This window comes from Bacillus sp. LK2, assembly GCF_001043575.1.
GTDB classification, from domain to species: Bacteria; Bacillota; Bacilli; order Bacillales; family Bacillaceae_G; genus Bacillus_A; species Bacillus_A paramycoides.
Genome location: NZ_LDUK01000021.1, coordinates 208,218 through 230,540, shown reverse-complemented (window position 1 = coordinate 230,540; position 22,323 = coordinate 208,218). Strand labels below are relative to the sequence as shown.

Here is a 22,323-nt window from a genome sequence, read left to right as displayed (position 1 = left end):
CTTTTTGGCGTTTGTCGAAAAGTATCAATATAGATAAGAGAGGAAGGGTTTCCATGTTTAAGAATATCTTTGGTGTTCTTCAAAAAGTCGGAAAAGCGCTTATGCTTCCAGTAGCGATTTTACCGGCTGCAGGTATTTTGCTTGGATTTGGTAATGCATTTCAAAATCCACAGTTAACAAATGTTATTCCTGCTTTAAAAGCAGATTGGTTCGTAATGGTTGCGAAAATTATGGAACAATCTGGTGATATTATTTTCGCTAACCTTGCGTTATTATTCGCAGTTGGGGTAGCAATTGGTTTAGCTGGTGGAGACGGAGTAGCTGGTTTAGCAGCATTCGTCGGCTACTTAATTATGAACAAAACGATGAGTGTGTTCTTAGAAGTAGATAAGTTAGTGAAAGTAACAAGCACTGGAACAGATCCAGTGAAAATTGGATTTGCAGATCCTGCATATGCAAACGTATTAGGAATTCCAACACTACAAACCGGAGTATTTGGTGGTATTATCGTCGGGATAGTAGCGGCATATTGCTACAATAAATACTTCAACATTGAATTACCATCATACTTAGGTTTCTTTGCAGGTAAGCGTTTCGTACCGATCGCGACTGCAACATTCTCTTTAGTAGTAGGTATTATCATGTGCTTCGTGTGGCCATACATTCAAGGTGGCTTAAATACGTTCTCGCATCAAATGATTGATGCAAATAGAACGTTAGCAGCATTTATTTTTGGTTTAATAGAACGTTCACTAATTCCATTTGGATTACATCACATTTTCTATTCACCGTTCTGGTTCGAATTTGGTCAGTACACAAATGCGGCTGGCGAATTAATCCGTGGTGACCAAAAAATCTTTATGGCACAGTTAAAAGACGGCGTAGAATTAACAGCAGGTACATTTACAACTGGTAAGTATCCGTTCATGATGTTCGGTCTTCCAGCAGCAGCTTTAGCGATGTACCATGAAGCACGTCCTGAAAATAAAACATTAGCAGCAGGTATTTTAGGTTCTGCTGCATTAACATCTTTCTTAACAGGTATTACAGAACCACTTGAATTTTCATTCTTATTCGTAGCACCAGTATTATTCGGGATTCACGCTGTATTTGCTGGTCTATCATTTATGACAATGCAAATTTTAGGTGTTAAAATTGGTATGACATTCTCTGGTGGTTTAATTGACTTTATTTTATTCGGTGTACTACCAGGCCGTACAGCATGGTGGTGGGTAATTGTTGTTGGTCTTGTACTAGCAGTTATTTACTACTTCGGATTCCGTTTTGCAATTCGTAAATGGGATTTAAAAACACCTGGTCGTGAAGTAGCAAATGCTAATGACGGTGCAGGAAAAGCAGAAGCAGGTGAACTTCCTCGTGAAGTATTAGTAGCACTTGGTGGTAAAGAAAATATCGCTTCTTTAGATGCTTGTATTACTCGTTTACGTGTTCAAGTTAACGAACAAAAAAATGTAAACAAAGACCGCTTAAAAGAACTTGGAGCAGCTGGTGTACTTGAAGTTGGAAATAACATTCAAGCTATTTTCGGACCGAAATCTGACACATTAAAATCACAAATTCATGATATTATGTCAGGTCGTACACCTCATGTTGAAAAAGAAGAGCCTGTAAAGGTAGAAGAAACTCCTCAAAAAGTTGATGAAAATGAAACAATCGTATCACCAATTGAAGGAAAAATCTTACCGATTACAGAAGTACCTGACCAAGTATTCTCAGGGAAAATGATGGGAGACGGATTTGCAATTGAGCCGACTGAAGGAACAGTAGTTTCTCCAGTAAACGGTGAGATTGTCAATGTATTCCCTACAAAACATGCGATTGGTATTCAGTCTGAAGGCGGAAAAGAAATATTAATCCACTTTGGTATTGATACTGTAAAATTAAATGGTGAAGGCTTTGAAGCACTTGTAGCACAAGGTGATAAAGTGAAACAAGGACAACCATTATTAAAAGTAGATCTTGCATTCGTAAAAGAAAATGCACCATCTATCATTACACCAATTGTCTTTACGAATTTACAACAAGGACAACAAGTCGAATTGAAAAAAGATGGAAATGTTAAGAAGGGCGACAACGCTATTATTGACATTCAGTAGGAATTTGACGCAAAATGTTTATAATTATAATAGGCGATGTGGTTGACCGAACATCGCCTATTATATACAATAGATGATGTAGTACTCACGTCTATACAACTAAAAAAATTCGTAATTTAAAGGAGATAAATTATCATGGAAAAAATCTTTAAAGTAACTAGCGACTCAGGAATTCATGCACGTCCAGCAACTCTACTTGTAAACACTGCAAGCAAATTCGGTTCTGACATTAACTTAGAGTATAACGGAAAAAACGTTAACTTAAAATCAATCATGGGCGTTATGTCTTTAGGTATTCAACAAGGCGCAGAAATTAAGATCACTGCAAATGGTGATGATGCAGCTCAAGCACTAGCAGCTATCGAAGAAACTATGAAAAACGAAGGATTAGGAGAATAATGACTCTTAATATCCAAGGGATCGCTGCATCAAGTGGGATTGCTATTGCAAAGGCTTTCAGACTTGAGAATCCTGAATTTAACATTGAAAAGAAATCAATTACAAACGAAGCTGCTGAAATTGCACGCTTAGACGCTGCGCTTGAGAAAGCAAAATCTGAACTAGAAGCTATTAAGGACCACGCTTTTGCTGAGCTAGGTGCTGATAAAGCTGCTATCTTTGAAGCACATTTATTAGTATTAAATGATCCGGAATTAGTAAATCCAGTAAAAGATAAAGTAAATAGCGAAAAAGTAAATGCTGAATTTGCAATGGATGAAGTTGCATCAATGTTTATTTCTATGTTTGAAAACATGGATAACGAATATATGAAAGAACGCGCTGCGGATATTCGCGACGTAACAAAACGTGTTCTTGCACATTTATTAGGAATTAACTTCTCAAACCCTGGTACAATTTCTGAAGAAGTAATCATCATTGCTGAAGATTTAACACCATCTGATACAGCTCAGTTAAACCGTAAGTATGCAAAAGGGTTCACAACTGATATCGGTGGACGTACATCTCACTCTGCAATTATGGCTCGTTCTATGGAAATTCCAGCTGTTGTTGGTACGAAAGTTGTTATGGAGAAAATCCAAAACGGCGATATCGTAATCATCGACGGTTTAGATGGAGAAGTAATTGTAAATCCATCAGAAGAAACTCTTCGTTCGTTTGAAGAAAAGAAAGCGAAATTTGAAGAGCAAAAAGCTGAATGGGCAAAATTAAAAGACCAAGCTACTGTAACAAGCGATGGACATCACGTTGAGCTTGTTGCTAATATCGGTACACCAAATGACGTACAAGGCATTATCGATAATGGCGGAGAAGGCGTTGGTTTATACCGTACAGAATTCTTATACATGGGCCGTGACAATCTTCCAACAGAAGAAGAGCAGTTCGAAGCGTATAAAGCAGTTCTTGAAGGTGTAAAAGAAGGTCAACCTGTTGTTGTTCGTACACTTGACATCGGTGGAGATAAAGAGCTTCCATACTTACATTTACCAAAAGAAATGAACCCATTCTTAGGATACCGTGCAATTCGCTTATGTCTTGATGAGCAAGATGTGTTCCGTACACAACTTCGTGCATTACTGCGTGCTAGCGTATACGGTAACTTAAAAATTATGTTCCCAATGATTGCAACTCTTGATGAGTTCCGTCAAGCAAAAGCGATCTTATTAGAAGAGAAAGCAAAACTTGTAGAAGCGGGTACAACTGTTTCTGATTCTATTGAAGTTGGTATGATGGTTGAAATCCCAGCTTCAGCAGTATTAGCAGATCAATTCGCAAAAGAAGTTGATTTCTTCTCTATTGGAACAAATGACTTAATCCAATACACAATGGCTGCAGACCGTATGAACGAACAAGTAGCTTACTTATACCAACCATATAACCCATCAATTTTACGTCTTGTAAAAATGGTTATCGATGCTGCTCATAAAGAAGGCAAATGGGCTGGTATGTGTGGTGAGATGGCGGGAGATTCACTTGCTATTCCATTATTATTAGGTTTAGGTTTAGATGAGTTCAGTATGAGTGCAACATCAATCCTTCCTGCAAGAACACAACTAAGCAAGTTGTCAAAAGCAGAAATGGAAACTTTAGCAGAAAAGGCATTAATGATGTCAACTGCTGAGGAAGTTGTTGAACTAGTTAAAAGCATATAATTATAAAAAAACCTGAGTCGATTTGAAATCGGTCTCAGGTTTTTTCTATGAGAAAAGTAAAGCTTATTTTCTTACTATAGAGGATAAGGGACAGAATTAGATAGCGATTGCGATAATATCAGTTGGGCATACACGTAAAATGCCAGTAAAAGTATTTTGGTTTTGATTATTTTGATTGTTCTTATCGTCTTTATTGTTATCTTTGTTGTTATTAGCTAAAGCAGAGAAAAGAGCAACACCGTTACAGAATCCTTCAAAAATTACATTACGGAATGATTGGTGGCCTCTAATGCTTAAAAGAGAAATTTATGTTCCAACTGAAATGCTAGCAAGTACGTTACATACAGCAGGTCGTTGTGGTCTAACTTCTTCTCTCTCTTTCTCGGTGGTTGCACTCTCTTTCATGATGATGACATTCTCTAAAGTTATCACAGCATCCAAATGATCCAAATATAATCCTCATCACCCCCTTCACATTTATAATCTATGTAAGTTCGGTAGTTCGTGACTGGACAGAGAGTGGAATTTTTTCTAGGGGATTTTCTCATTTTAAACGACTAGATGGGTGTTTATTACGGGATGATGTTTAAAATGGGTAAAATAGCATAAAAAAGTGTAAAGACCACCAAAATGAATGAAATAGGTAATCTTTACACTTTTTTACTTTTATATAAAACGATGATATATACGGGAAGAGCTAAAAGTAGTGGTACGATAGATCGTGAGGTATGTAATCCTTCCTCTAATTGGAACGCTTCTTCTTTTGGGAATTGTAACACTGAAATATTTGCAGCATCGCCAATAAAATATAGAAGCAGTACAGTTACGATGTAACTTAAAAGCGCAATAAAGCTTCCGTATGAATTCAATGAAAATCCCTCTCTTGTTATCTATTTGTTACCATTGTATCATAATTGTAACAAAATAACACGCCTATATTTCAACGATCTAACAAACTTCGACATAAAACGTCATATATTTTTATATATAGGAAATGAATTTTATGATTTTACATGTATTAATGTCGAAATATCTGATTTGATATTACGAATATATGACAAAGAAAAGTAATAAAAAACGAAGGTAATGAATTACCTTCGTTTTTTATTACTTCGCCCATTCACTTACTTGCTCGACGCTCATGCGTGGTGCAGGGTGACCCTTTAAAGTTGATTCACCAATTGTAATAAGCATAATTGGTACGTAACGAGATGAAACATTGAATTCTTCCATTAATGCTTGTGAGTTGAAACCACCAATTGCGCAAGTATCCCAGCCAGTTGCTTTAGCTGCAAGCATAAGTTGCATTGCTGCTAAAGCTGCATTTGAAAAGGCAGCATCTCGCGGATATTGCTCACGATTATATGCAGATTCAATATTTGTAGCTAAGCGCTCTTTTGCTTCTTTTTTCATAAATCCTTGTTCTACAATTGGGCCGTAAACGGGTTCAATATTTTTATAAGCTTCTAAATCACCTAAAATAGCGACTACGGCAGAAGCATCAAGAATTTGTTGTTGGTTATAAGCAATTGGATGTAATCGTTTTTGTACATCTTCTCCTTGGAAAACAAGGAATTTCCAGTGTTGTAAGTTCCAAGCAGAAGGTGCTTGTGCAGCTGCTTTTAAAATATCGTGTAGTTCTGTAGATGAAATTTCTTTTTCAGGGTTGAATGCACGTGTAGATGTGCGTTCATATAAAACGTTAAAAAAATTATTGTTTGTCATTATATATCCTCCAAATTACATATCAACTTAATAAAAATACATATAATATATTCTACTTACATTTTGTAAGTTATCGAATTTAAGGATATAATATCTTTATTTTAATTGTCAAGTTTTAAACAATAAGGTAGGGCATTCATACAAACGATACACTTCATATAATCATACACTAAAAAAGGAATTTCCAGAGTAGATAAGCGCAGATAACATTCTCAATTAGCTTGTTAATATGTATCCCTCACTAATCGGATTTTTTTGGAACAATCTTTTATAAAATGATTGTGAGGAATTCAGTAGAACAAGATATATGAAGTGAGTGAAGACTAGTGATGAACATACTACGTTTTTTATTAGAGAATACTGTTTTCCAAAATGTATTACAAGATCTTCAGTTGAATGTCCTTTATATAGAAGATGGATGTACACATCAACAAACGATAGAAAATGTCCATCCAAAATGTATGTTTATAGCAAATAGTTTTGAAGAAGGAGAAATATTATTTCATAGAACTAGACCGCATATTGTAATTCTGTATGTAACAGATTTTGCTCAAATAAAATATATAAAGAATATATATGATCCGAAGAGTGCATTCATTGTCATTTGGGATCAACAGATAAACAATGAATTTGCAGATTTACTTATGTTAGGAATACGTAATATTGTTATAGCACCAGTAACCCCACAAGTGGTACTTGAGGAAGTAAATAAGAGTTTGTATCAGCTTTCTTTAGTACGACAAGTAAGTTTACAACAAGAATTACTTCAAATGATGTTTGATTTTCAAAATGATTTATTATTTATAGTAGAAGATGATGAAATTGTTGATTGTAATACAAATTTCTTGGAATTTTTCGGTTATGAAAATTTATTTGCATATCGCGAACAGCATTTAGTCTTTGCAGAACATCTTATTAGAGAGAATGGCTATTATTCGACGACCCACGATATAACATGGCTGGATGATACTTTAACAAATGGAAGAAGAATTAAGATGTACAATTATGAAGGAGAAGTGTCTACCTTTTTATTACGTGCCACACCATTGCCAGAAGATTTATCACGATTTGTAGTGAAGTGCACAGAGATTACAGAATTAGATGAAATCTATCAAGAGCAAGAAAGATTGGCTATGATAGATTCATTGACAGAAATATATAATCGTTTAAAATTCCAACAAATATTGGAGACAGAGTGGGAGAATGGAATACGTAAGGATGAAAAAATTGCACTTATTTTGTTTGATATAGATAATTTTAAAACAGTAAATGACACATATGGTCATGATTTTGGCGATTTAGCATTAATACAACTTGCAGATCTTATGAAATCTAAAGTTGAACATCAACATATATTTGCAAGATGGGGAGGAGAGGAATTCATAATATTAGTGACAAATACGGTAGAAAAAGAAGCTTTTCAAGTTGCGGAATCATTGCGATTTTTCATTGAAACAAAACAATTCTCTGGAATTTCGAAATTAACAGCAAGTTTTGGTGTTGCGTTATATGAGCAAGGGATTACAAGAGAAGAATTAATGCAAAGAGCGGATATTGCATTATATGAAGCGAAAAAAAATGGGAAAAATCAAGTGTGTATATATAGAAAAGAAAAAATGTGATTTTTCGCAACAAATTGTTGCGATTTTTTTTTATTGCCGGATAATAGAATGAAGGGTAGTATTTGTAATAACGGAGGAAGTATATGATGAAAAAAATAATGATTATGGCTTCAGTATGCGCTATTATTTGTGGCGGAGTATTTTATTTTCTTTATAGCCAAAAGGAACAAAAAGTATTAACTTCTAAAGTAACGCCTGCTATTGGGTCAAAAGTACAGGGGAGTACAGAAGAAAAAGAAGAACCGAAAATTGATTATGCTAGGATATCCCAAAAGTTGGATGAATATTTGGTAGGAAAGCAATTTAATGGAACAGTCTTGGTGACAGATAAAGAGCATGTTATATTGAATAAAGGATATGGATATGCGGATGTTCAAAATAAAATAGAAAATACGCCACAAACAAAATATCGTATCGGTTCTATTACGAAAACAGTTGTTGCTACATCTATTTTACAATTACAAGAACAAGGGAAATTAAACATTCAAGACAATGTAAATAAATATATTCCTTCATTTCCAGCAGATAAAAATATTACTTTATATCATTTATTAACGCATACATCAGGTTTACCGGGAAAAGGAAAAGGAAAAGTTAATGCAGTTTCACGTATACATTTAATAAATTGGATTGGAAGTCAGAAATTAGAGTTTCCGCCAGGAACTGGCTGGATGTATACGGATTATAATTATATGGTGCTCGCTTATATTATAGAAAATATTACGAAAAAGCCTCTAGGGGATTATGTAAAGGAAAATATATTTGCGAAGGCGGAGATGCATGAATCAGGTATGGGGAATATGGTACCTGGAGATCAAAATTTCACAAAGGGTTATGTAAAGAATAATCAAGAGCTTGAGCCTGCAAAACCATTAAATATGGCCTGGTTATATGGCTGTGGTGAGATGTATACGACAGTGGGGGATATGAAAAAATTAGACGAAGCGATTATAAATGGCAAGCTTCTTTCACAACAAAGTATACAAGCGATGTTTACACCATCTGCAGAGAAAAAATATGCATTTAGTTTTTACATATATCCAGATTATTTCCATAATCATGGTGTACTATCTGGCTGGAATACGTTTAACAATTTCAATAAAGAAAAAGGAACGTTTGTTATTTTATTTTCAAATGTGAAAAATGGTATAGATGATGATTTTAATAAGGAATTTCGAAAGATGGTAAATGATTTATTAGAACAAAGGGGATGAGAAGATGGAATATAAAAATGTATCAGTAGGTTTCATTGGTATTGGTGTGATGGGAAAAAGCATGGTCCACCATTTAATGCAAAATGGTTATAAAGTATATGTATATAATAGAACGAAGGAAAAAGCGGATTCTTTAGTACAAGAGGGTGCGACTTGGTGTGATACACCGAAAGCGTTAGTAAAGCAAATTGACGTTGTTATGACGATGGTTGGATATCCTCACGATGTAGAAGAAGTATACTTTGGGATAGATGGAATTTTAGAACATGCAAATGAAGGTACGATAGCGATTGACTTTACGACATCTACACCAACATTAGCAAAACGTATTAATGAAGTTGCGAAAAATAAGAACGTATTTACATTAGATGCACCTGTATCTGGGGGAGATGTAGGGGCTAAAGAAGCAAGACTAGCAATTATGGTAGGTGGAGAGAAAGAAATATATGATAGATGCTTACCTCTATTTGAAAAACTAGGAACAAATATTCAGTTGCAAGGACCAGCTGGGAGTGGGCAGCATACAAAAATGTGTAATCAAATTGCAATTGCTTCTAACATGATAGGGGTATGTGAAGCAGTAGCTTATGCAAAAAAGGCTGGACTTAATGCAGATAAAGTATTAGAGAGTATTTCAACAGGGGCAGCAGGTAGTTGGTCATTAAGTAATTTAGCACCGCGAATGTTAAAGGGAGATTTTGAACCTGGTTTTTATGTAAAGCATTTTATGAAAGATATGAAGATTGCTTTAGATGAGGCTGAAAAATTACAATTACCAGTACCGGGTTTAAGCTTAGCAAAGGAATTGTATGAAGAGTTAATGGAAGATGGAGAAGAGAATAGCGGAACACAAGTATTATACAAAAAGTATACAAGGGGGTAAATGAGATGGATCTTCAAAAGTTTGATACGATGATTGATGCTGTGCAGCGAGCAACTTGTGTACAGATTAATGGCAAGCAAAAAGAGGCTTTTAAACAAAAATATGATTTTGAACCAAATTTCGAATATGGGCGAGATGAACAAGGACATTATGTTATTCGAACTTCAAAAAAGATGTTAGAAGAAATGGAGTTTTATTTGGCATTGAAGTATGATCGGGATGGAATTGATCTTTACATGCACGCTGAAATTGAAGGTACATGTCATGTATCTGTTAGCTATAGTGAAGAGGCACTACATCTACAAGAATTGTTTCAATTTCTAGAAGAGAATAAATAAAAAGTCCTCATTTGAGGACTTTTTATTTATATAGGCAGGTAAAATATTCAAGTTGTATAATTATAAGCTGGAAGCACGACGGCATCGTTCGATTGGGAATGGAATAACTTGTGCAATGTGATTAGGACCAAACTGTTTTGTGCGAGCATGACGTAATATATAAAATGCGCACAGAATAGAAACAGGAATAGCACCGTACAAACCAAAAAATAAAGCGCTTACACAAGATGCGACAAAACCTAAAACCCCAACTTCTAACTCTTCCATAATAGCTCCTAAAATGACAGGAATAGCTCCGCATGAAACTCCTAGTATAAGTGCGATAAGTAAACTCATGATTATCCCCCTCTGTTTGCAAGATTCTTTTCCTTCTTATTAGTTGTAGTATATCATATATAAAACAGAATTTTCAGAAAAAATTCAAAAAAAGTTCAATAAATGTTCAAAAAATGCACTTGATAAAGTGGAATTATGATCAGGGGATTTGATATATGCAAACGAAAGGGACAAATCTTTTTAGTAAATAAAAAATCAGGCTTACTTCATTTTTATGAAATAAGCCTGTTCCATAGGAGGATGTATATATGTAGAGTGAATAAAAGGTTGGAAAAGGGGGTCCAAATCCTTTTATTCAACCAACTACCTTAATAAATTGGAACCCAACCTTCTGTTGTAACAAAAATACGAATAGCTACAACTTGGCGATCATCTTGCAAGGTAAAATAATGCCTTGCATTTTCAGGAACAGATATTAGATCACCAGGTTCAAGTTCAACATCAAAGAATCGACCATCTTTTCCTTCAATAGCAAAGATGCCATGGCCACTGACAATAAAGCGAACTTCATCGTCAGTATGATGGTGTTCTTTTTGAAAATTAATTAATAACTCGTCAAGGTTAGGTGTGCTATTTGAAAGTGAAATTACATCATGAGCTTTATAACCTCGGCGTTCTGAAACATCAGCAATTTCTTTTGAAAACAATGTTAATATTTCAGCTTTGTTTTCATCTGTTAAGGAGTAAGTTTCTTTTAAATGAGTAGGAAGTTTAGAAATATTCCATTTCTCATATAAAACACCTTCTCCTTGTAGAAAACTTGATACTTCCACTTCATTTTCAATACGAACATTTACTTCATGAATACGAATTTGCGCCATTAGAAACGCCTCCTTGAATTGATAATAGTTTTATATGGAATTGGAATAAAAACTCATAAGCTTCTAATCTTTTCTTTGCATCAAAGCTATCTCGCCCCCATACGGTAATGCCATGGTTTCGAATTAATACTGCTCCTGAATCCCCTTGTATATGTGTTCGGAATTTCTCTCCAAGTGTTGGGATATGAGCATCATTTTCGATAATAGGGATGTTAATCGTTGCACCTTCTTCCCAAATATCAAGAGCTTTAATGATTTCTTGGTTCCGAAGAGACACTGTATCGCTATACAAATTTGTGATGACATTGTTATCAGTTGTATGAACATGAAGGACGCAACCAGCATCCGTGTTATTATAAATATGTGTATGTAATATTGTTTCAGCTGAAGGGCGTAGTTCAGTATCTGAAACAGGAAGTCCTTCGTGATTTACAAGTAAGAAGTCATCTGGAGTTGTTTTGGTTTTGTCTTTCCCACTTGCTGTAATAAGAAAAGTAAGCGGATCATGGCTTACTTTTATAGAAATATTCCCACTTGTTGCTGGAAACCAATTACGAATTGTTAATTCTTTTTTTATCTCGCTTAAGTTATGCCATTGACGGAAAAGCTGTTTCATGATTTCACCTCCAACAAATGTTGTAACTCAGATTGAATATCGTAAAACGTTTCAAATGGTGTATAAGCAATCTGATTCTCCTCACATTTCGTAATAAGGAAGTCGCGAGCGAATACTTTATCGGCTTGTTTTGTTGCTTGTAAATCAGTAATGGAATCCCCTATTACAATATGAAAATCATCTGTAGAGCTTAGTTTACGAATCAATGATGATTTACAGAGACCACAACTATGATGACATTGTTCATCACAAGGATGAGGCCATTTCACTTCAACATAATCTCCTGAAAAATCAGTTGCATTACAATAAATTTGATCTTTAGGGACTATTCCTTGTAAGAGTGGATAGACGAAGAAATCCATTCCGCCAGAAATAACATAAAAAGAAATGTTGTTTTTATTTGCAAATTGTATAAATTCTTTAAAGCCAGCACGAATTTCCGCTGTTTCTTTTAGATGCTTAATAATGTCGTTGTGTAAAGTGGTAGGTAATAATTTAAATAATTGAGAAACACCTTCTTGAATAGAAAGTTCTTGTGATAAAATTCTTTCTTTTATTCCCTCAGCTTCTGGTGGTGCGAAATGTTCCATGATGGACATGATATTATCATTATTTGTGATCGTACCATCGAAATCACAAAACACTTGAATACTCATAATTTCACCTCATAAGATGGATTTCCCCATATTTGTAGCGCACTTTGCAAATTAATCTCATCTACTTCATGGAGTGGAATGTTTTGCAAAGTAGCTTCAATTGCTGCTCGGAAAGCCTTTCCACCGCCCTGTGCTCCATTTGGGTGGCCATGTATACCACCACCAGCGTTAATAACAACATCCTTACCAAAATCACGAAGGATAAAGGGAACGAAACCAGGATGAATTCCAGCAGATGGGACAGGAAAGCTTTGTTTGAAAAACGTGTCTTCTTCAGTCAATTTCTTTGTAATAAGAAGAGCTTCTTCTTTTTCTAATGCAACACTACCGTATGGTGATGGGAATAAAGAGAAATCAGCACCAGCATAACGTAGTAATTTTCCAAGTAGTAATGGAGAAGAGAATCCGTATAGTTTCGATGAAGCGTAAGCGCCACTTACAGCAGGATGTGCCATAATAGGAATTGGAATTTCATCATCTTCTACAAGTGATTGCAGTACATCTAGCCCGTAAGAAAATACATTGAATAAAAGAATGTCTGCTCCAGCTACCACTGCACGTTTCGCATTTTCTTTTAAATCATAAGTTCGTCCTGTTAAATTTACTGCATACAAAGTTTTATGACCGTATGTTTCATATACAGATTGTAATACTTCTTTTCCACATTCGATTCTTTTCGTAAGCGGTGTTAATGAATTTTCAAATAAGATTTCATCATCTTTTACAATATCTATCCCACCAATTGCTTGATCGCGTAGTTGTGTTTTTAAATATCCAATATTACGGCCTATCATCCCTTTAAAAATACTCATTAGAAGAGGGCGATCTTGAACTTGTAACAGGTTTCGAATACCATCAATTCCAAATTTCGGTCCAGGGAACTGTTTTTTTAATTCGTCTGAGAATGTTAAATCTATTAGTTTAATTTCACCATCTAGCGATAGTTTTCCAAACGTTGTTGTCAAAATGGCTGGTAAGTCTGGGCTGAAGTTCAGTGATGGATAATGAATTTTAATAATTCCACGTGTTACCTTTTTAGCAAGGTAAGAGTTTATATGTTCTTGTTCGTCTAATTCTTCTATATGAATGACATTCCCTTTATGTTGTTTTAATTGTTCTTGTAATAAGTGTGGTAAATGAGTCCATGAACCAATTGTTAAACCAATTGCAATTTGTTCCGCTTTTCTTTCTAAGTTGTGAGAATCATCATGGATTAAATATGTCGCTATAATTCCGCTCATTGTTATAACCTCCTAGTTAAATAAAAAAACCTCTCAGCTAAGGAGAGGTTTTTTTACAACCAGCTCCTTATCTGTCAGCGTAACGCTGCGAGAATTAGCACCGTGTCTACAATTGTAGATCGGTTGCCGGGCTTCGTCGGGCTCGTCCCTCCACCTGCTCTTGATAAGAAGTATTTAGAAATGTTTAAATTTTTAAGATATCTGAATTTTGTCAGATATCTTTTATATTGTCAATGACTTTTTGAAAATTTTTAATTTATCGATTCGATTAATGGCTTCTTGCAATCGTTCCTCCGTATGTAATAGACCGACACGAACATAACCTTCGCCATGTTCACCGAATCCAACACCAGGGGCAACAGCGACATGGGCCTCTTCAAGTAACATATCAGCAAATTGTTCAGAAGTGAAACTTTCTGGGACAGGAAGCCATGCAAAGAATGATCCTTTTGGAATAGTTACATTCCATCCGATTGAATGACAAGCTTTAATAAGAGCATTTCTTCGAGATTCATAACAATTTACAAGTTCTACCACACAAGACTGCGAGCTTAATAGAGCCTCACGGGCAGCTTCTTGTACAGCTCCAAAAATACTAACATACATATGATCTTGTAATAAGTTAATCGTTTCAATGACACTTTCATTGCCGACAGCAAAAGCGATACGCCATCCGGCCATATTGAAAGTTTTTGATAAAGTGTAGATTTCAATGCCGGTATCTTTGGCGCCGTCTGTTTGCAAGAAACTAACGGGCTTTTTTCCGTCAAATCCGATAGCACCGTATGCAAAATCGTGAATAACTAATATATTATGCTTATTAGCGAAATGAATTGTTTCATCAAAGAATTCTTTTGATGCTACAGCCCCAGTTGGATTATTAGGGTAGTTCAAAAACATTAACTTTGTTTGTTTGGCAATAGAGTCATCTATTTTTGAATAGTCCGGTAAAAAATTATTTTCTGAGACAAGTGGCATTATTTCAAAGTGTGCTTTGGCTAAAGAAACACCAGATAAATAATCTGGATACCCTGGATCTGGAACGAGAATAGTATCACCAGGGTTTGTAAAACAAAGTGGTAATTCAACGAGTCCAGCTTTTCCGCCAAATAAAATAGCGACTTCGGTAGCGGGATTTACTGTCACTCCGTATTCACGTTCATAAAACGTGGCAACGGCTTCTTTTAAGCTTTCATGTCCGCGAAATGGCGGATATTTATGATGAAGGGTCTTTTCTGCCGCATCTTGTAAAGCCTTTACGATATGCGACGGTGTTGGTTGATCTGGATTTCCTTGACCTAGATTAATAACATCGTGACCAGCTGCAACGACTTTGTTAACTTTTGCAACAAGTGAAGCGAAAAATTGTGTCGGCAATGATGTTACTACCTCGGAAGGTTGAAAATTTTTCATACTTTCCACCTCTTTTGAAAGTTGTTACAATTCTAGTGACAAATGATATAATCTTTCCAGTATTTTGTAAAGAAAAAAATAATGAATGGGGCTGACAAAATGAAAGTCGCATGTATTCAAATGGATATCGCATTTGGGGATGTGGAAAAGAATATTGAAAATGCAAAAAAACAAATAAGAGAAGCTATGAAAGAGCAGCCGGATGTTATTGTACTGCCAGAACTATGGACAACAGGTTATGATTTAACGAGGCTTTCTGAGATTGCGGATAGGAATGGATTGGAAACGAAAGATATGTTGAAAGAATGGTCAAAACAATATGGTGTACATATTGTTGGTGGTTCTATAGCAAAGCAAACGAAGCAAGGTGTTACAAATACGATGTATGTTGTAAATCGCGAAGGGCAGCTAGTAAATGAATACAGTAAAGTGCATTTATTTCAGCTTATGGATGAACATAAGTATTTAATCGCTGGTAATGGAACAGGTGAATTTACGCTAGATGATGTAGAGTGCGCGGGAGCAATTTGCTATGACATTCGTTTTCCAGAGTGGATGCGTGTTCATACTGCTAAAGGCGCAAAAGTTTTATTTGTTGTAGCAGAGTGGCCGTTAGCCCGTTTAGCACATTGGTGCTTGCTTTTGCAAGCGAGAGCAGTTGAAAACCAGTGTTATGTTGTGGCGTGTAATAGAGCAGGAAAGGATCCGAATAATGAGTTTGCAGGTCATTCTTTAATTGTGGATCCTTGGGGTGAAGTTGTTGTAGAGGCAAGTGAAGAGGAATCTATTTTATTTGGAGAGCTTAAACTCGAGAAAATTAAAGAAATACGTAAAGGAATTCCAGTGTTCGCTGATCGCCGTCCAGAATTATACAAATAAAATGTTGACAAGTGATTTTTATTCTTGGTATAGTCTTCATCATAAAGTTGAAAATTCAAAAAAATACAACTCTTATCAAGAGCAGGTGGAGGGATTTGGCCCGATGAAGCCCAGCAACCGACCGTAATACCATTGTGAAATGGGGCGTTTATTACGCCAAAAAGGCACGGTGCTAATTCCAGCAGAAAGTAAACTTTCTGGCAGATAAGAGGGGAGAAGATAAACTTCAAACCTCTTTCTTCGTGGAAAGAGGTTTTTCTTATGTTGAAAAACCTCTGAATTAAAAGGAGGAGAAGACGGTGGGATATTATTCATTAACAGAAGAAACAGCTGTGCAATACGCAAAAGAACAGGGCTATTTTGAAAAGAAAGCAACTGTAATCTGCCATGAAATTGGGGATGGCAATTTAAATTACGTCTTCAAATTAGATGATGGAGAGAAGACGATTATAATAAAACAAGCACTTCCATATGCAAAAGTAGTTGGTGAGAGCTGGCCACTGTCTATAAAAAGAGCGACAATTGAAAGTAAAGCACTGCAAATTTTTGCGAAGTATGTACCGGAATACGTTCCGGAAGTATACAGTCATGATGAGAAGCTGGCAGTAACAGTAATAGAAGATTTATCAAGGTTGACAATTACAAGAAAAGGATTAATAGACGGAGAAGAGTATCCACTTTTATCCCAGCATATCGGTCGTTTTCTAGCACATATTTTATTTTATACTTCAGATTTCGGCTTACGCTCAGAAGAGAAAAGAGTGTTGGATGGCACATTTGTTAATCCTGATCTTTGTAAAATTACAGAAGATTTAGTGTTTACAGATCCATTTGGTCATTATGATACGAATGATTATGAGCCAGATTTGAAACTAGTAGTTGATGAACTTTGGAGTGACAAAACTTTAAAATTAAAAGTAGCGCAGCATAAATATAAGTTCTTAACGAGAAAAGAAGCGCTCATTCATGGGGATTTACATACTGGTAGTATTTTTTCATCACCTGCTGAAACGAAAGTAATTGATCCAGAGTTCGCAACTTATGGCCCGTTTGGATTTGACTTAGGTCAATTTATTGCAAATTTATTGTTAAATGCGTTATCGCGAGAAGAGGAAAAAAGAAATGTGTTGTTTTTCCATATAGAGAAGACATGGAGTTATTTTGTAGAAGCTTTTACGAAGTTATGGATTGGAGAAGGTGTAGAAGCATATACGAAAGAAAAGCAATGGTTACCAATTATTTTGCAAAACATTTTTAGTGATGCTGTTGGATTTGCCGGATGTGAACTTATTCGTAGAACAATTGGCTTAGCGCATGTAGCTGATTTAGATGAAATAGCAGATAAAGAAAGAAGAATCCAAGCAAAGAAACAAGCACTTTACTTAGGAAAAGAACTATTAAAATATGAATCAAAGAGCGCAGATATTCAACTGTTTCGAACATTATTTCAACATACAGTTTTAGGAGGCATAAAGGCATGAGTACAATTATTACTGTTCCGAGATCTGTAAGTTGGAAAGGCGATGCCATTGCGGTATTAAATCAAACCAAACTACCGCATGTCACTGAATACAAAACATTAACGACTATTGAAGAGGTATGGAAAAGCATCATTATGTTAGAAGTACGCGGAGCACCTGCAATTGGAATTGTAGCTGCGTTTGGTTTGACACTTGCGGCAAAGAAATACAATGAGCCAAATATCGATGAATTTCAAAAGAAGTTTAATAGAGATTGTAATTATTTAGGGACATCACGTCCGACGGCAGTGAATTTATTTTGGGCAATCGATCGTATGAGAGAATCTATTCGAGAGATTGCTACAATAAAAGAAGCGCAAAAAATATTAGAGGACGAAGCGCTTCGCATTCAGCAAGAGGATGAAGAGGTGTGCCGAAGTATTGGAGAACATGGTTTAACATGTTTTAAAGACGGTAATAAAATTTTAACAATTTGTAATGCAGGGAGTATTGCAACTGCTAGATATGGTACCGCATTAGCACCGTTTTATATTGGGAAAGAGAAAGGTGTGCATTTACATGCGTATGCGTGTGAAACGAGACCAGTGTTACAAGGTGGTCGTTTAACGACATGGGAATTAGAGCAAGCAAACATTAATGTAACGCTTATTACGGATAATACGGCAGCTCATGCAATTCGAACGAAAGAAATTAATGCAGTTATCGTAGGGGCAGATCGAATCGTTGAAAATGGTGATACTGCTAATAAAATAGGAACATTAAATTTAGCTATACTAGCAAAGTATTTCGGTATCCCATTCTATGTTGCAGCCCCGTTATCTACATTTGATATTACGAAACAAACAGGTGCTGAAATTGTCATTGAAGAAAGAGACGAAACAGAAGTTACGAAAATTTTTGGGAAACAAGTGGCGCCAATAGGTACTTCTGTATTTAACCCTGCATTTGACGTAACACCACATGAATTAATTACAGGTATTATTACTGAGAAGGGTATTTTAAGAGGGGATTATAAAGATGAAATTACGTCATTATTTAAAAAACAAGCTAATTAATGATAGCTTGTTTTTTTATGCCTAAAGTTTTCTTTTTCCCTTATTTATGTAATGAAGGGAGGAGAGAAGGATGGAAGAGTGGATCTCGATGATAGGTAATGTGGGGTTTCCGATTGTTGTAACATTATATTTACTACATCGTATTGAAAGTAAATTAGATGGAGTAATTGTTGCAATTGAAAAACTCCCGCAACAATTACTAAAGTATGAAGATCCTCGCGATAGAAAATAGAATAAAGTTTGCTCTTTGTGAGCAAACTTTCTCCCGCTATGTGCGGGAGAATAATCAGTGAGGATGGACAAAATCCTCACTGATTAAAGTTTCACGTTATTTCTCTTATTGAGCAGTATAACCACCGTCGATAACGACAGCTTGACCAGTTATACCTTTTGCTTTTTCACCAGCTAAAAATATAGCATAATCAGCAATTTCTTGTACTTGTAACAATCTTTTCTGTGGTACAAGTGGATAAATGACATCTTCTAAAACATTTTCAAGTGGTACATTCCGTGTAGTTGCTAAGTCTTGTAGTTGATTGCGTACAAGGGGGGTATCAACATATCCAGGGCAAAGAGCATTTACAGTAATTCCATGAGTTGCTCCCTCTAAAGCAGCCACTTTTGTTAATCCAATTACTCCGTGTTTCGCACTATTATAAGCAGCTTTTCCAGCAAATCCGATAAGGCCGTTAATAGAAGCAATATTAATAATTCGCCCATATTTTTGGTTCTTCATAATAGGAAAGGCATGCTTAATTGCGATAAACGGAGCAATCTGCATAATTTTAATAAGAAGTTCGAACTTATCCGTTGGAAAATCTTCAATTGGTGAGACATGTTGCATTCCGGCGTTATTAATTAATATATCTAATGAACCGAAATGAGTAACTGTTTGAGAAATTGCTGCTGCAATTTCTTCTTCGGAGGTAACGTCACATTTTAAACCGATAGCTTGAAAACCTTCTTTTTGCAATTGTTCAGCAGCTTCTTTTGCACGATCTTCAAGGCGATCACTAATGACAACTTTTGCACCTTCTTTTGCGAAAGCATTTCCCATTTCATAACCAATACCGCTCGCAGCACCTGTTAAAAAAACAACTCGATTTGTAACCATGATGAAAAACACCCCTTCATAATAAAGTGAAATTTAAATCAGTGGAGGGCATCCCTCACTGATTATTAGCCCACAAATAGCGGGCTAATAGTTCTCTTATTGCTCTATTTAGAGAAGCGATAATGAAATTCCTGCAAACATTTGGAAATAATGTCGTTAGCTATCTTGCTTTGCAAAGTAGCCTCTGCTATACTATTTTGTAAAGCAAGATACTTACGCTTACCTATCTTGTAAAACAAGATAGTGGGAGGATTTGAATTATGTCGACAAGTCAAATGCTAAAAGGGATTTTAGAAGGTTGCCTCCTTGCTATTATTTCTGAAGGTGAAATATATGGTTATGAAATGAGTGAAAAACTAGCGAAATATGGCTTCACAATGGCGAGTGAGGGGAGTATTTATCCGTTATTAATACGAATGCAAAAGGAAGGATTAATAACAAGTGTAATGAAGGAATCTCCATCTGGCCCAAAGCGAAAATATTATACATTAACAGAAAAAGGCGAAGAAGCACTAGATGAATTTATGGATCGCTGGGAAGCGATGCAAAGTAGTGTAGAGCGTCTACTGGAAGGGAAGAGGAGCAGAAAATAATGCTATCAAATGAAGCACGCAAGTTTTTATTAGATATGAGATTATTTTTGACTGCAAAGGTTTTACTTATGTATGGTAGTTTATATGGATTAATGAGATGGTATTTAAAAATTGAAGAGAAAAAAGTGTGAATTAGGTGTTTAATAAGAAAAAGGCTGCTTTAGATATGCAAAAAAATATTTCCAAAGAAATATTATATTGGGATTTTTAGAGGGGTTACGTTTACTTTTAGTTCTATATTTTTATTTCTGGCAGCCGGCATTTGCTTTGTTGATGTGAATATGATGTTTTAAACAGTAACAATATTGTTACTGTTTTTTTCTGTGTAATAAAGGACTTTGTAAAGAAAGAGCTTTTTGCTCATTTGTTAATAATGAATTGATATGAACTTGATCAGGGCGGGGGACTATAGGATACATAAGGTTGGATGGAGAAGGATGATGTTCAGAACCTGTTGGAGAATGGGGATCAGCGTGCGTAAGTTTTCCATGAATCCGCCTTGTAAATAAAATATGACCAATTTCGTGAGCGAGGGTGTATATATTTTTTATTGGAGCAGCTGAGTTTGTTAAAACGATATAGCCAGTGAGTTGCTGTTGCTTCGCTAAAGAGTAAGCACAGGCAATTACTGCCGTTTCTTTGAAATAATCACTAGCGATGTAGCAAATGTACAAATCACAATTTGGGGATTCGGAAATACAAGTGTTAAAAAAAGATGATAATTTCGGTTGGTTTTGAATAGAGTTTTTATAACTAATTTCTCCATTCGTAAAGCGGAATAACTCGTTTAATACAATTACATCTTTAATTTGAAATGTAATGGGATACCATATTGATTCTGCGACAGCTAAATCTTTTGCGATACGTTCGTCTGAAATATCAGCTCCTGGGGTAATGCAAATACATATATTTAAATATTGATCCATCGAAAACACCTCAAATGGAAAAAATTCTTCCTATAATATATGTGAGGAAAAGGTGGTAGGTATGGATAAAAACCCTAGTTGTCATTACTTCTATTTTTGGAGGCGTATAACCGTTTTTGTTGAAATATATAATATAAGTCGAAAAAATTTCATAGTTCTATAACGTAGTATGGTCATCTTTTTGATATAGTAAAGAAAAGGGGGAGTATATATGTATACATTAAAAATTGTTTCAGACAGAGAAGCTCTTTATCAATTTGCGAGCTATGTAAGAGTTGTGCAAGGGGTTGAAGATGTATATGTAGAGGTGGGAGAACCTTTATATGAACATCCATTAATGAAATTTCATGTACATATTACAATTGAAGAAAAATATGACCAATATAAAGCGCTACAAGAAATAGCTAGATTAGTAGAATTGGGGCGTTTTACATATGTCCATTATCGTAATGAGGAAATTGAAGAGGCTTTTGAAACTGTAAAATACGAAAGTCTTAGAAAATAAAGGTAAAAAAGGAAGCGAAAGCTTCCTTTTTTAATTGAAAATTACATCAACAAAGGGAAGAGAATTTTGTTATGATAAGGAAGGGTGAGGAAAGGAGAGTTTGCATATTGGGGTATATTGAAGAGTTACGCAAAGTAGTTGGTACGAGACCACTTATTCTAGTAGGATCAGCAATTATTATATTAAATGATAATCAAGAAGTATTGCTTCAATATCGTTCAGATACATATGATTGGGGTGTACCTGGTGGGGCGATGGAACTAGGTGAAACGACAGAAGAAACTGCTCGTAGAGAATTATTCGAGGAGACGGGGCTAAGTGCGAAAATAATGCAATTTCTTGGTGTTCTTTCAGGAAAGGAAGTTTATTTCCGTTATCCAAATGGAGATGAAATTTTTAATGTAATTCATCTTTATCAGGCGCATCATGTAAGTGGAGAATTAAGGCTGGATCATGAAGGGCTGCAGCTTCAATATTTTCCGGTAGATAAGTTACCGAAATTGAATGAAACGACAGAGAAGATTTTACAAAAATTCTTATACGCATTAACAGAATAGAAGGTTAATTCCTTCTATTTTTATTATATTAAATATTTTGATTTTTTAGTATGTTTATAGTATGATAATGGTAGACATACATCTTATGGAAATCCATCTAAAAACTTATTAGGGTACATA

Annotated in this window: 25 protein-coding genes, 2 pseudogenes and 2 riboswitches; of the genes and pseudogenes, 16 read left to right on the top strand and 11 right to left on the bottom strand. The window is 35.4% G+C overall.

All coding sequences use genetic code 11. The annotated features are described in order from the left end of the window. Positions 1-53 precede the first annotated feature (53 nt). From ptsG to ptsP, 3 genes are all read left to right on the top strand, one after another. Positions 54-2,117 carry a PTS glucose transporter subunit IIABC gene (ptsG, locus tag VK90_RS16085; protein WP_025150161.1) on the top strand — a complete coding sequence of 688 codons (2,064 nt, stop codon included), beginning with the start codon at positions 54-56 and terminating at the stop codon, positions 2,115-2,117. A 135-nt stretch (positions 2,118-2,252) separates the two neighbouring features. Next, on the top strand, positions 2,253-2,516 hold the full coding sequence (ptsH, locus tag VK90_RS16080; RefSeq protein ID WP_000411079.1) for a phosphocarrier protein HPr: 264 nt from the start codon (positions 2,253-2,255) through the stop codon (positions 2,514-2,516). Continuing rightward, positions 2,516-4,228 (top strand): phosphoenolpyruvate--protein phosphotransferase, encoded by a 1,713-nt coding sequence (gene ptsP, locus VK90_RS16075; protein ID WP_002173284.1) that lies wholly within the window; start codon positions 2,516-2,518, stop codon positions 4,226-4,228. The genes ptsH and ptsP overlap by 1 nt, the downstream gene beginning before the upstream one ends. Before the next feature lie 96 nt (positions 4,229-4,324). Here ptsP and VK90_RS16070 read toward each other — a convergent pair. From VK90_RS16070 to VK90_RS16060, 3 genes and pseudogenes are all read right to left on the bottom strand, one after another. After that, positions 4,325-4,682: pseudogene (locus tag VK90_RS16070) on the bottom strand (DUF3915 family protein). A 196-nt stretch (positions 4,683-4,878) separates the two neighbouring features. Beyond that, the gene (locus VK90_RS16065) at positions 4,879-5,097 is read right to left on the bottom strand and encodes a hypothetical protein (protein ID WP_002173282.1); all 219 of its coding nucleotides are present in this window, start codon (positions 5,095-5,097) and stop codon (positions 4,879-4,881) included. 238 nt (positions 5,098-5,335) lie between these two features. Then, on the bottom strand, positions 5,336-5,953 hold the full coding sequence (locus VK90_RS16060; protein WP_048374085.1) for a nitroreductase family protein: 618 nt from the start codon (positions 5,951-5,953) through the stop codon (positions 5,336-5,338). A gap of 329 nt (positions 5,954-6,282) precedes the next feature. Between VK90_RS16060 and VK90_RS16055 the strand changes: the two genes are divergently transcribed. From VK90_RS16055 to VK90_RS16040, 4 genes are all read left to right on the top strand, one after another. Then, positions 6,283-7,575, top strand: coding sequence for a GGDEF domain-containing protein (locus tag VK90_RS16055; protein WP_048374084.1), 1,293 nt, complete (start codon positions 6,283-6,285; stop codon positions 7,573-7,575). Between the two features lie 83 nt (positions 7,576-7,658). Continuing rightward, positions 7,659-8,789: a serine hydrolase domain-containing protein gene (locus VK90_RS16050; protein ID WP_048374083.1), complete on the top strand. Its 1,131-nt coding sequence runs from the start codon at positions 7,659-7,661 to the stop codon at positions 8,787-8,789. Positions 8,790-8,793: 4 nt separating this feature from the next. Then, entirely contained in the window at positions 8,794-9,672 is an 879-nt protein-coding gene (locus VK90_RS16045) for an NAD(P)-dependent oxidoreductase (RefSeq protein ID WP_048374082.1), read from the top strand. Between the two features lie 5 nt (positions 9,673-9,677). Beyond that, on the top strand, positions 9,678-10,010 hold the full coding sequence (locus VK90_RS16040; protein ID WP_048374081.1) for a DUF3909 family protein: 333 nt from the start codon (positions 9,678-9,680) through the stop codon (positions 10,008-10,010). Positions 10,011-10,070: 60 nt separating this feature from the next. Here VK90_RS16040 and VK90_RS16035 read toward each other — a convergent pair whose 3' ends face one another. From VK90_RS16035 to VK90_RS16010, 6 genes are all read right to left on the bottom strand, one after another. Next, positions 10,071-10,346, bottom strand: a complete 276-nt coding sequence (locus VK90_RS16035) for a hypothetical protein (protein WP_002173276.1) — start codon at positions 10,344-10,346, stop codon at positions 10,071-10,073. A 308-nt stretch (positions 10,347-10,654) separates the two neighbouring features. Beyond that, positions 10,655-11,167 (bottom strand): 1,2-dihydroxy-3-keto-5-methylthiopentene dioxygenase, encoded by a 513-nt coding sequence (locus tag VK90_RS16030; RefSeq protein ID WP_048374080.1) that lies wholly within the window; start codon positions 11,165-11,167, stop codon positions 10,655-10,657. After that, positions 11,145-11,783: a methylthioribulose 1-phosphate dehydratase gene (locus VK90_RS16025; RefSeq protein WP_048374079.1), complete on the bottom strand. Its 639-nt coding sequence runs from the start codon at positions 11,781-11,783 to the stop codon at positions 11,145-11,147. Before VK90_RS16025 ends, VK90_RS16030 begins: the two co-directional genes overlap by 23 nt. Further along, positions 11,780-12,439 (bottom strand): 2-hydroxy-3-keto-5-methylthiopentenyl-1-phosphate phosphatase, encoded by a 660-nt coding sequence (locus tag VK90_RS16020; protein ID WP_048374078.1) that lies wholly within the window; start codon positions 12,437-12,439, stop codon positions 11,780-11,782. Before VK90_RS16020 ends, VK90_RS16025 begins: the two co-directional genes overlap by 4 nt. Then, positions 12,436-13,680, bottom strand: a complete 1,245-nt coding sequence (gene mtnW / locus VK90_RS16015) for a 2,3-diketo-5-methylthiopentyl-1-phosphate enolase (RefSeq protein WP_048374077.1) — start codon at positions 13,678-13,680, stop codon at positions 12,436-12,438. Before mtnW ends, VK90_RS16020 begins: the two co-directional genes overlap by 4 nt. Positions 13,681-13,744: 64 nt before the next feature. Next, positions 13,745-13,850: riboswitch (SAM riboswitch) on the bottom strand. A gap of 52 nt (positions 13,851-13,902) precedes the next feature. Beyond that, the gene (locus tag VK90_RS16010) at positions 13,903-15,093 is read right to left on the bottom strand and encodes a pyridoxal phosphate-dependent aminotransferase (RefSeq protein WP_048374076.1); all 1,191 of its coding nucleotides are present in this window, start codon (positions 15,091-15,093) and stop codon (positions 13,903-13,905) included. A gap of 99 nt (positions 15,094-15,192) precedes the next feature. Between VK90_RS16010 and VK90_RS16005 the strand changes: the two genes are divergently transcribed. The 4 genes from VK90_RS16005 (at position 15,193) to VK90_RS15990 (ending at position 18,740) form a co-directional block, all read left to right on the top strand. After that, positions 15,193-15,972: a carbon-nitrogen family hydrolase gene (locus VK90_RS16005; protein ID WP_048374075.1), complete on the top strand. Its 780-nt coding sequence runs from the start codon at positions 15,193-15,195 to the stop codon at positions 15,970-15,972. Between the two features lie 69 nt (positions 15,973-16,041). Beyond that, positions 16,042-16,183: riboswitch (SAM riboswitch) on the top strand. An 88-nt stretch (positions 16,184-16,271) separates the two neighbouring features. Continuing rightward, positions 16,272-17,453, top strand: coding sequence for an S-methyl-5-thioribose kinase (gene mtnK, locus VK90_RS16000; protein WP_048374074.1), 1,182 nt, complete (start codon positions 16,272-16,274; stop codon positions 17,451-17,453). Beyond that, the gene (gene mtnA / locus VK90_RS15995; RefSeq protein ID WP_048374073.1) at positions 17,450-18,508 is read left to right on the top strand and encodes an S-methyl-5-thioribose-1-phosphate isomerase; all 1,059 of its coding nucleotides are present in this window, start codon (positions 17,450-17,452) and stop codon (positions 18,506-18,508) included. Before mtnK ends, mtnA begins: the two co-directional genes overlap by 4 nt. Positions 18,509-18,578: 70 nt before the next feature. Then, positions 18,579-18,740, top strand: a complete 162-nt coding sequence (locus tag VK90_RS15990) for a YvrJ family protein (protein WP_002173267.1) — start codon at positions 18,579-18,581, stop codon at positions 18,738-18,740. A gap of 105 nt (positions 18,741-18,845) precedes the next feature. Here VK90_RS15990 and VK90_RS15985 read toward each other — a convergent pair whose 3' ends face one another. Further along, positions 18,846-19,622 (bottom strand): 3-hydroxybutyrate dehydrogenase, encoded by a 777-nt coding sequence (locus tag VK90_RS15985; RefSeq protein WP_048374072.1) that lies wholly within the window; start codon positions 19,620-19,622, stop codon positions 18,846-18,848. A gap of 260 nt (positions 19,623-19,882) precedes the next feature. Here VK90_RS15985 and VK90_RS15980 point away from each other — a divergent pair, with 260 nt between their 5' ends. From VK90_RS15980 to VK90_RS30765, 3 genes and pseudogenes are all read left to right on the top strand, one after another. After that, positions 19,883-20,215, top strand: a complete 333-nt coding sequence (locus tag VK90_RS15980) for a PadR family transcriptional regulator (protein ID WP_048374071.1) — start codon at positions 19,883-19,885, stop codon at positions 20,213-20,215. After that, positions 20,215-20,346, top strand: a complete 132-nt coding sequence (locus tag VK90_RS31100) for a hypothetical protein (protein ID WP_269431822.1) — start codon at positions 20,215-20,217, stop codon at positions 20,344-20,346. Before VK90_RS15980 ends, VK90_RS31100 begins: the two co-directional genes overlap by 1 nt. 33 nt (positions 20,347-20,379) lie before the next feature. Beyond that, positions 20,380-20,508, top strand: a pseudogene (locus tag VK90_RS30765) (DNA-binding protein); the annotation flags it as partial. A gap of 15 nt (positions 20,509-20,523) precedes the next feature. Here VK90_RS30765 and VK90_RS15975 read toward each other — a convergent pair. Continuing rightward, positions 20,524-21,141, bottom strand: a complete 618-nt coding sequence (locus tag VK90_RS15975) for an ImmA/IrrE family metallo-endopeptidase (RefSeq protein ID WP_002173262.1) — start codon at positions 21,139-21,141, stop codon at positions 20,524-20,526. A gap of 211 nt (positions 21,142-21,352) precedes the next feature. Between VK90_RS15975 and VK90_RS15970 the strand changes: the two genes are divergently transcribed. Continuing rightward, positions 21,353-21,646: a DUF3928 family protein gene (locus VK90_RS15970; RefSeq protein ID WP_002173261.1), complete on the top strand. Its 294-nt coding sequence runs from the start codon at positions 21,353-21,355 to the stop codon at positions 21,644-21,646. 107 nt (positions 21,647-21,753) lie between these two features. After that, positions 21,754-22,203 (top strand): NUDIX hydrolase, encoded by a 450-nt coding sequence (locus tag VK90_RS15965; protein WP_002173260.1) that lies wholly within the window; start codon positions 21,754-21,756, stop codon positions 22,201-22,203. Positions 22,204-22,323: the final 120 nt, after the last annotated feature.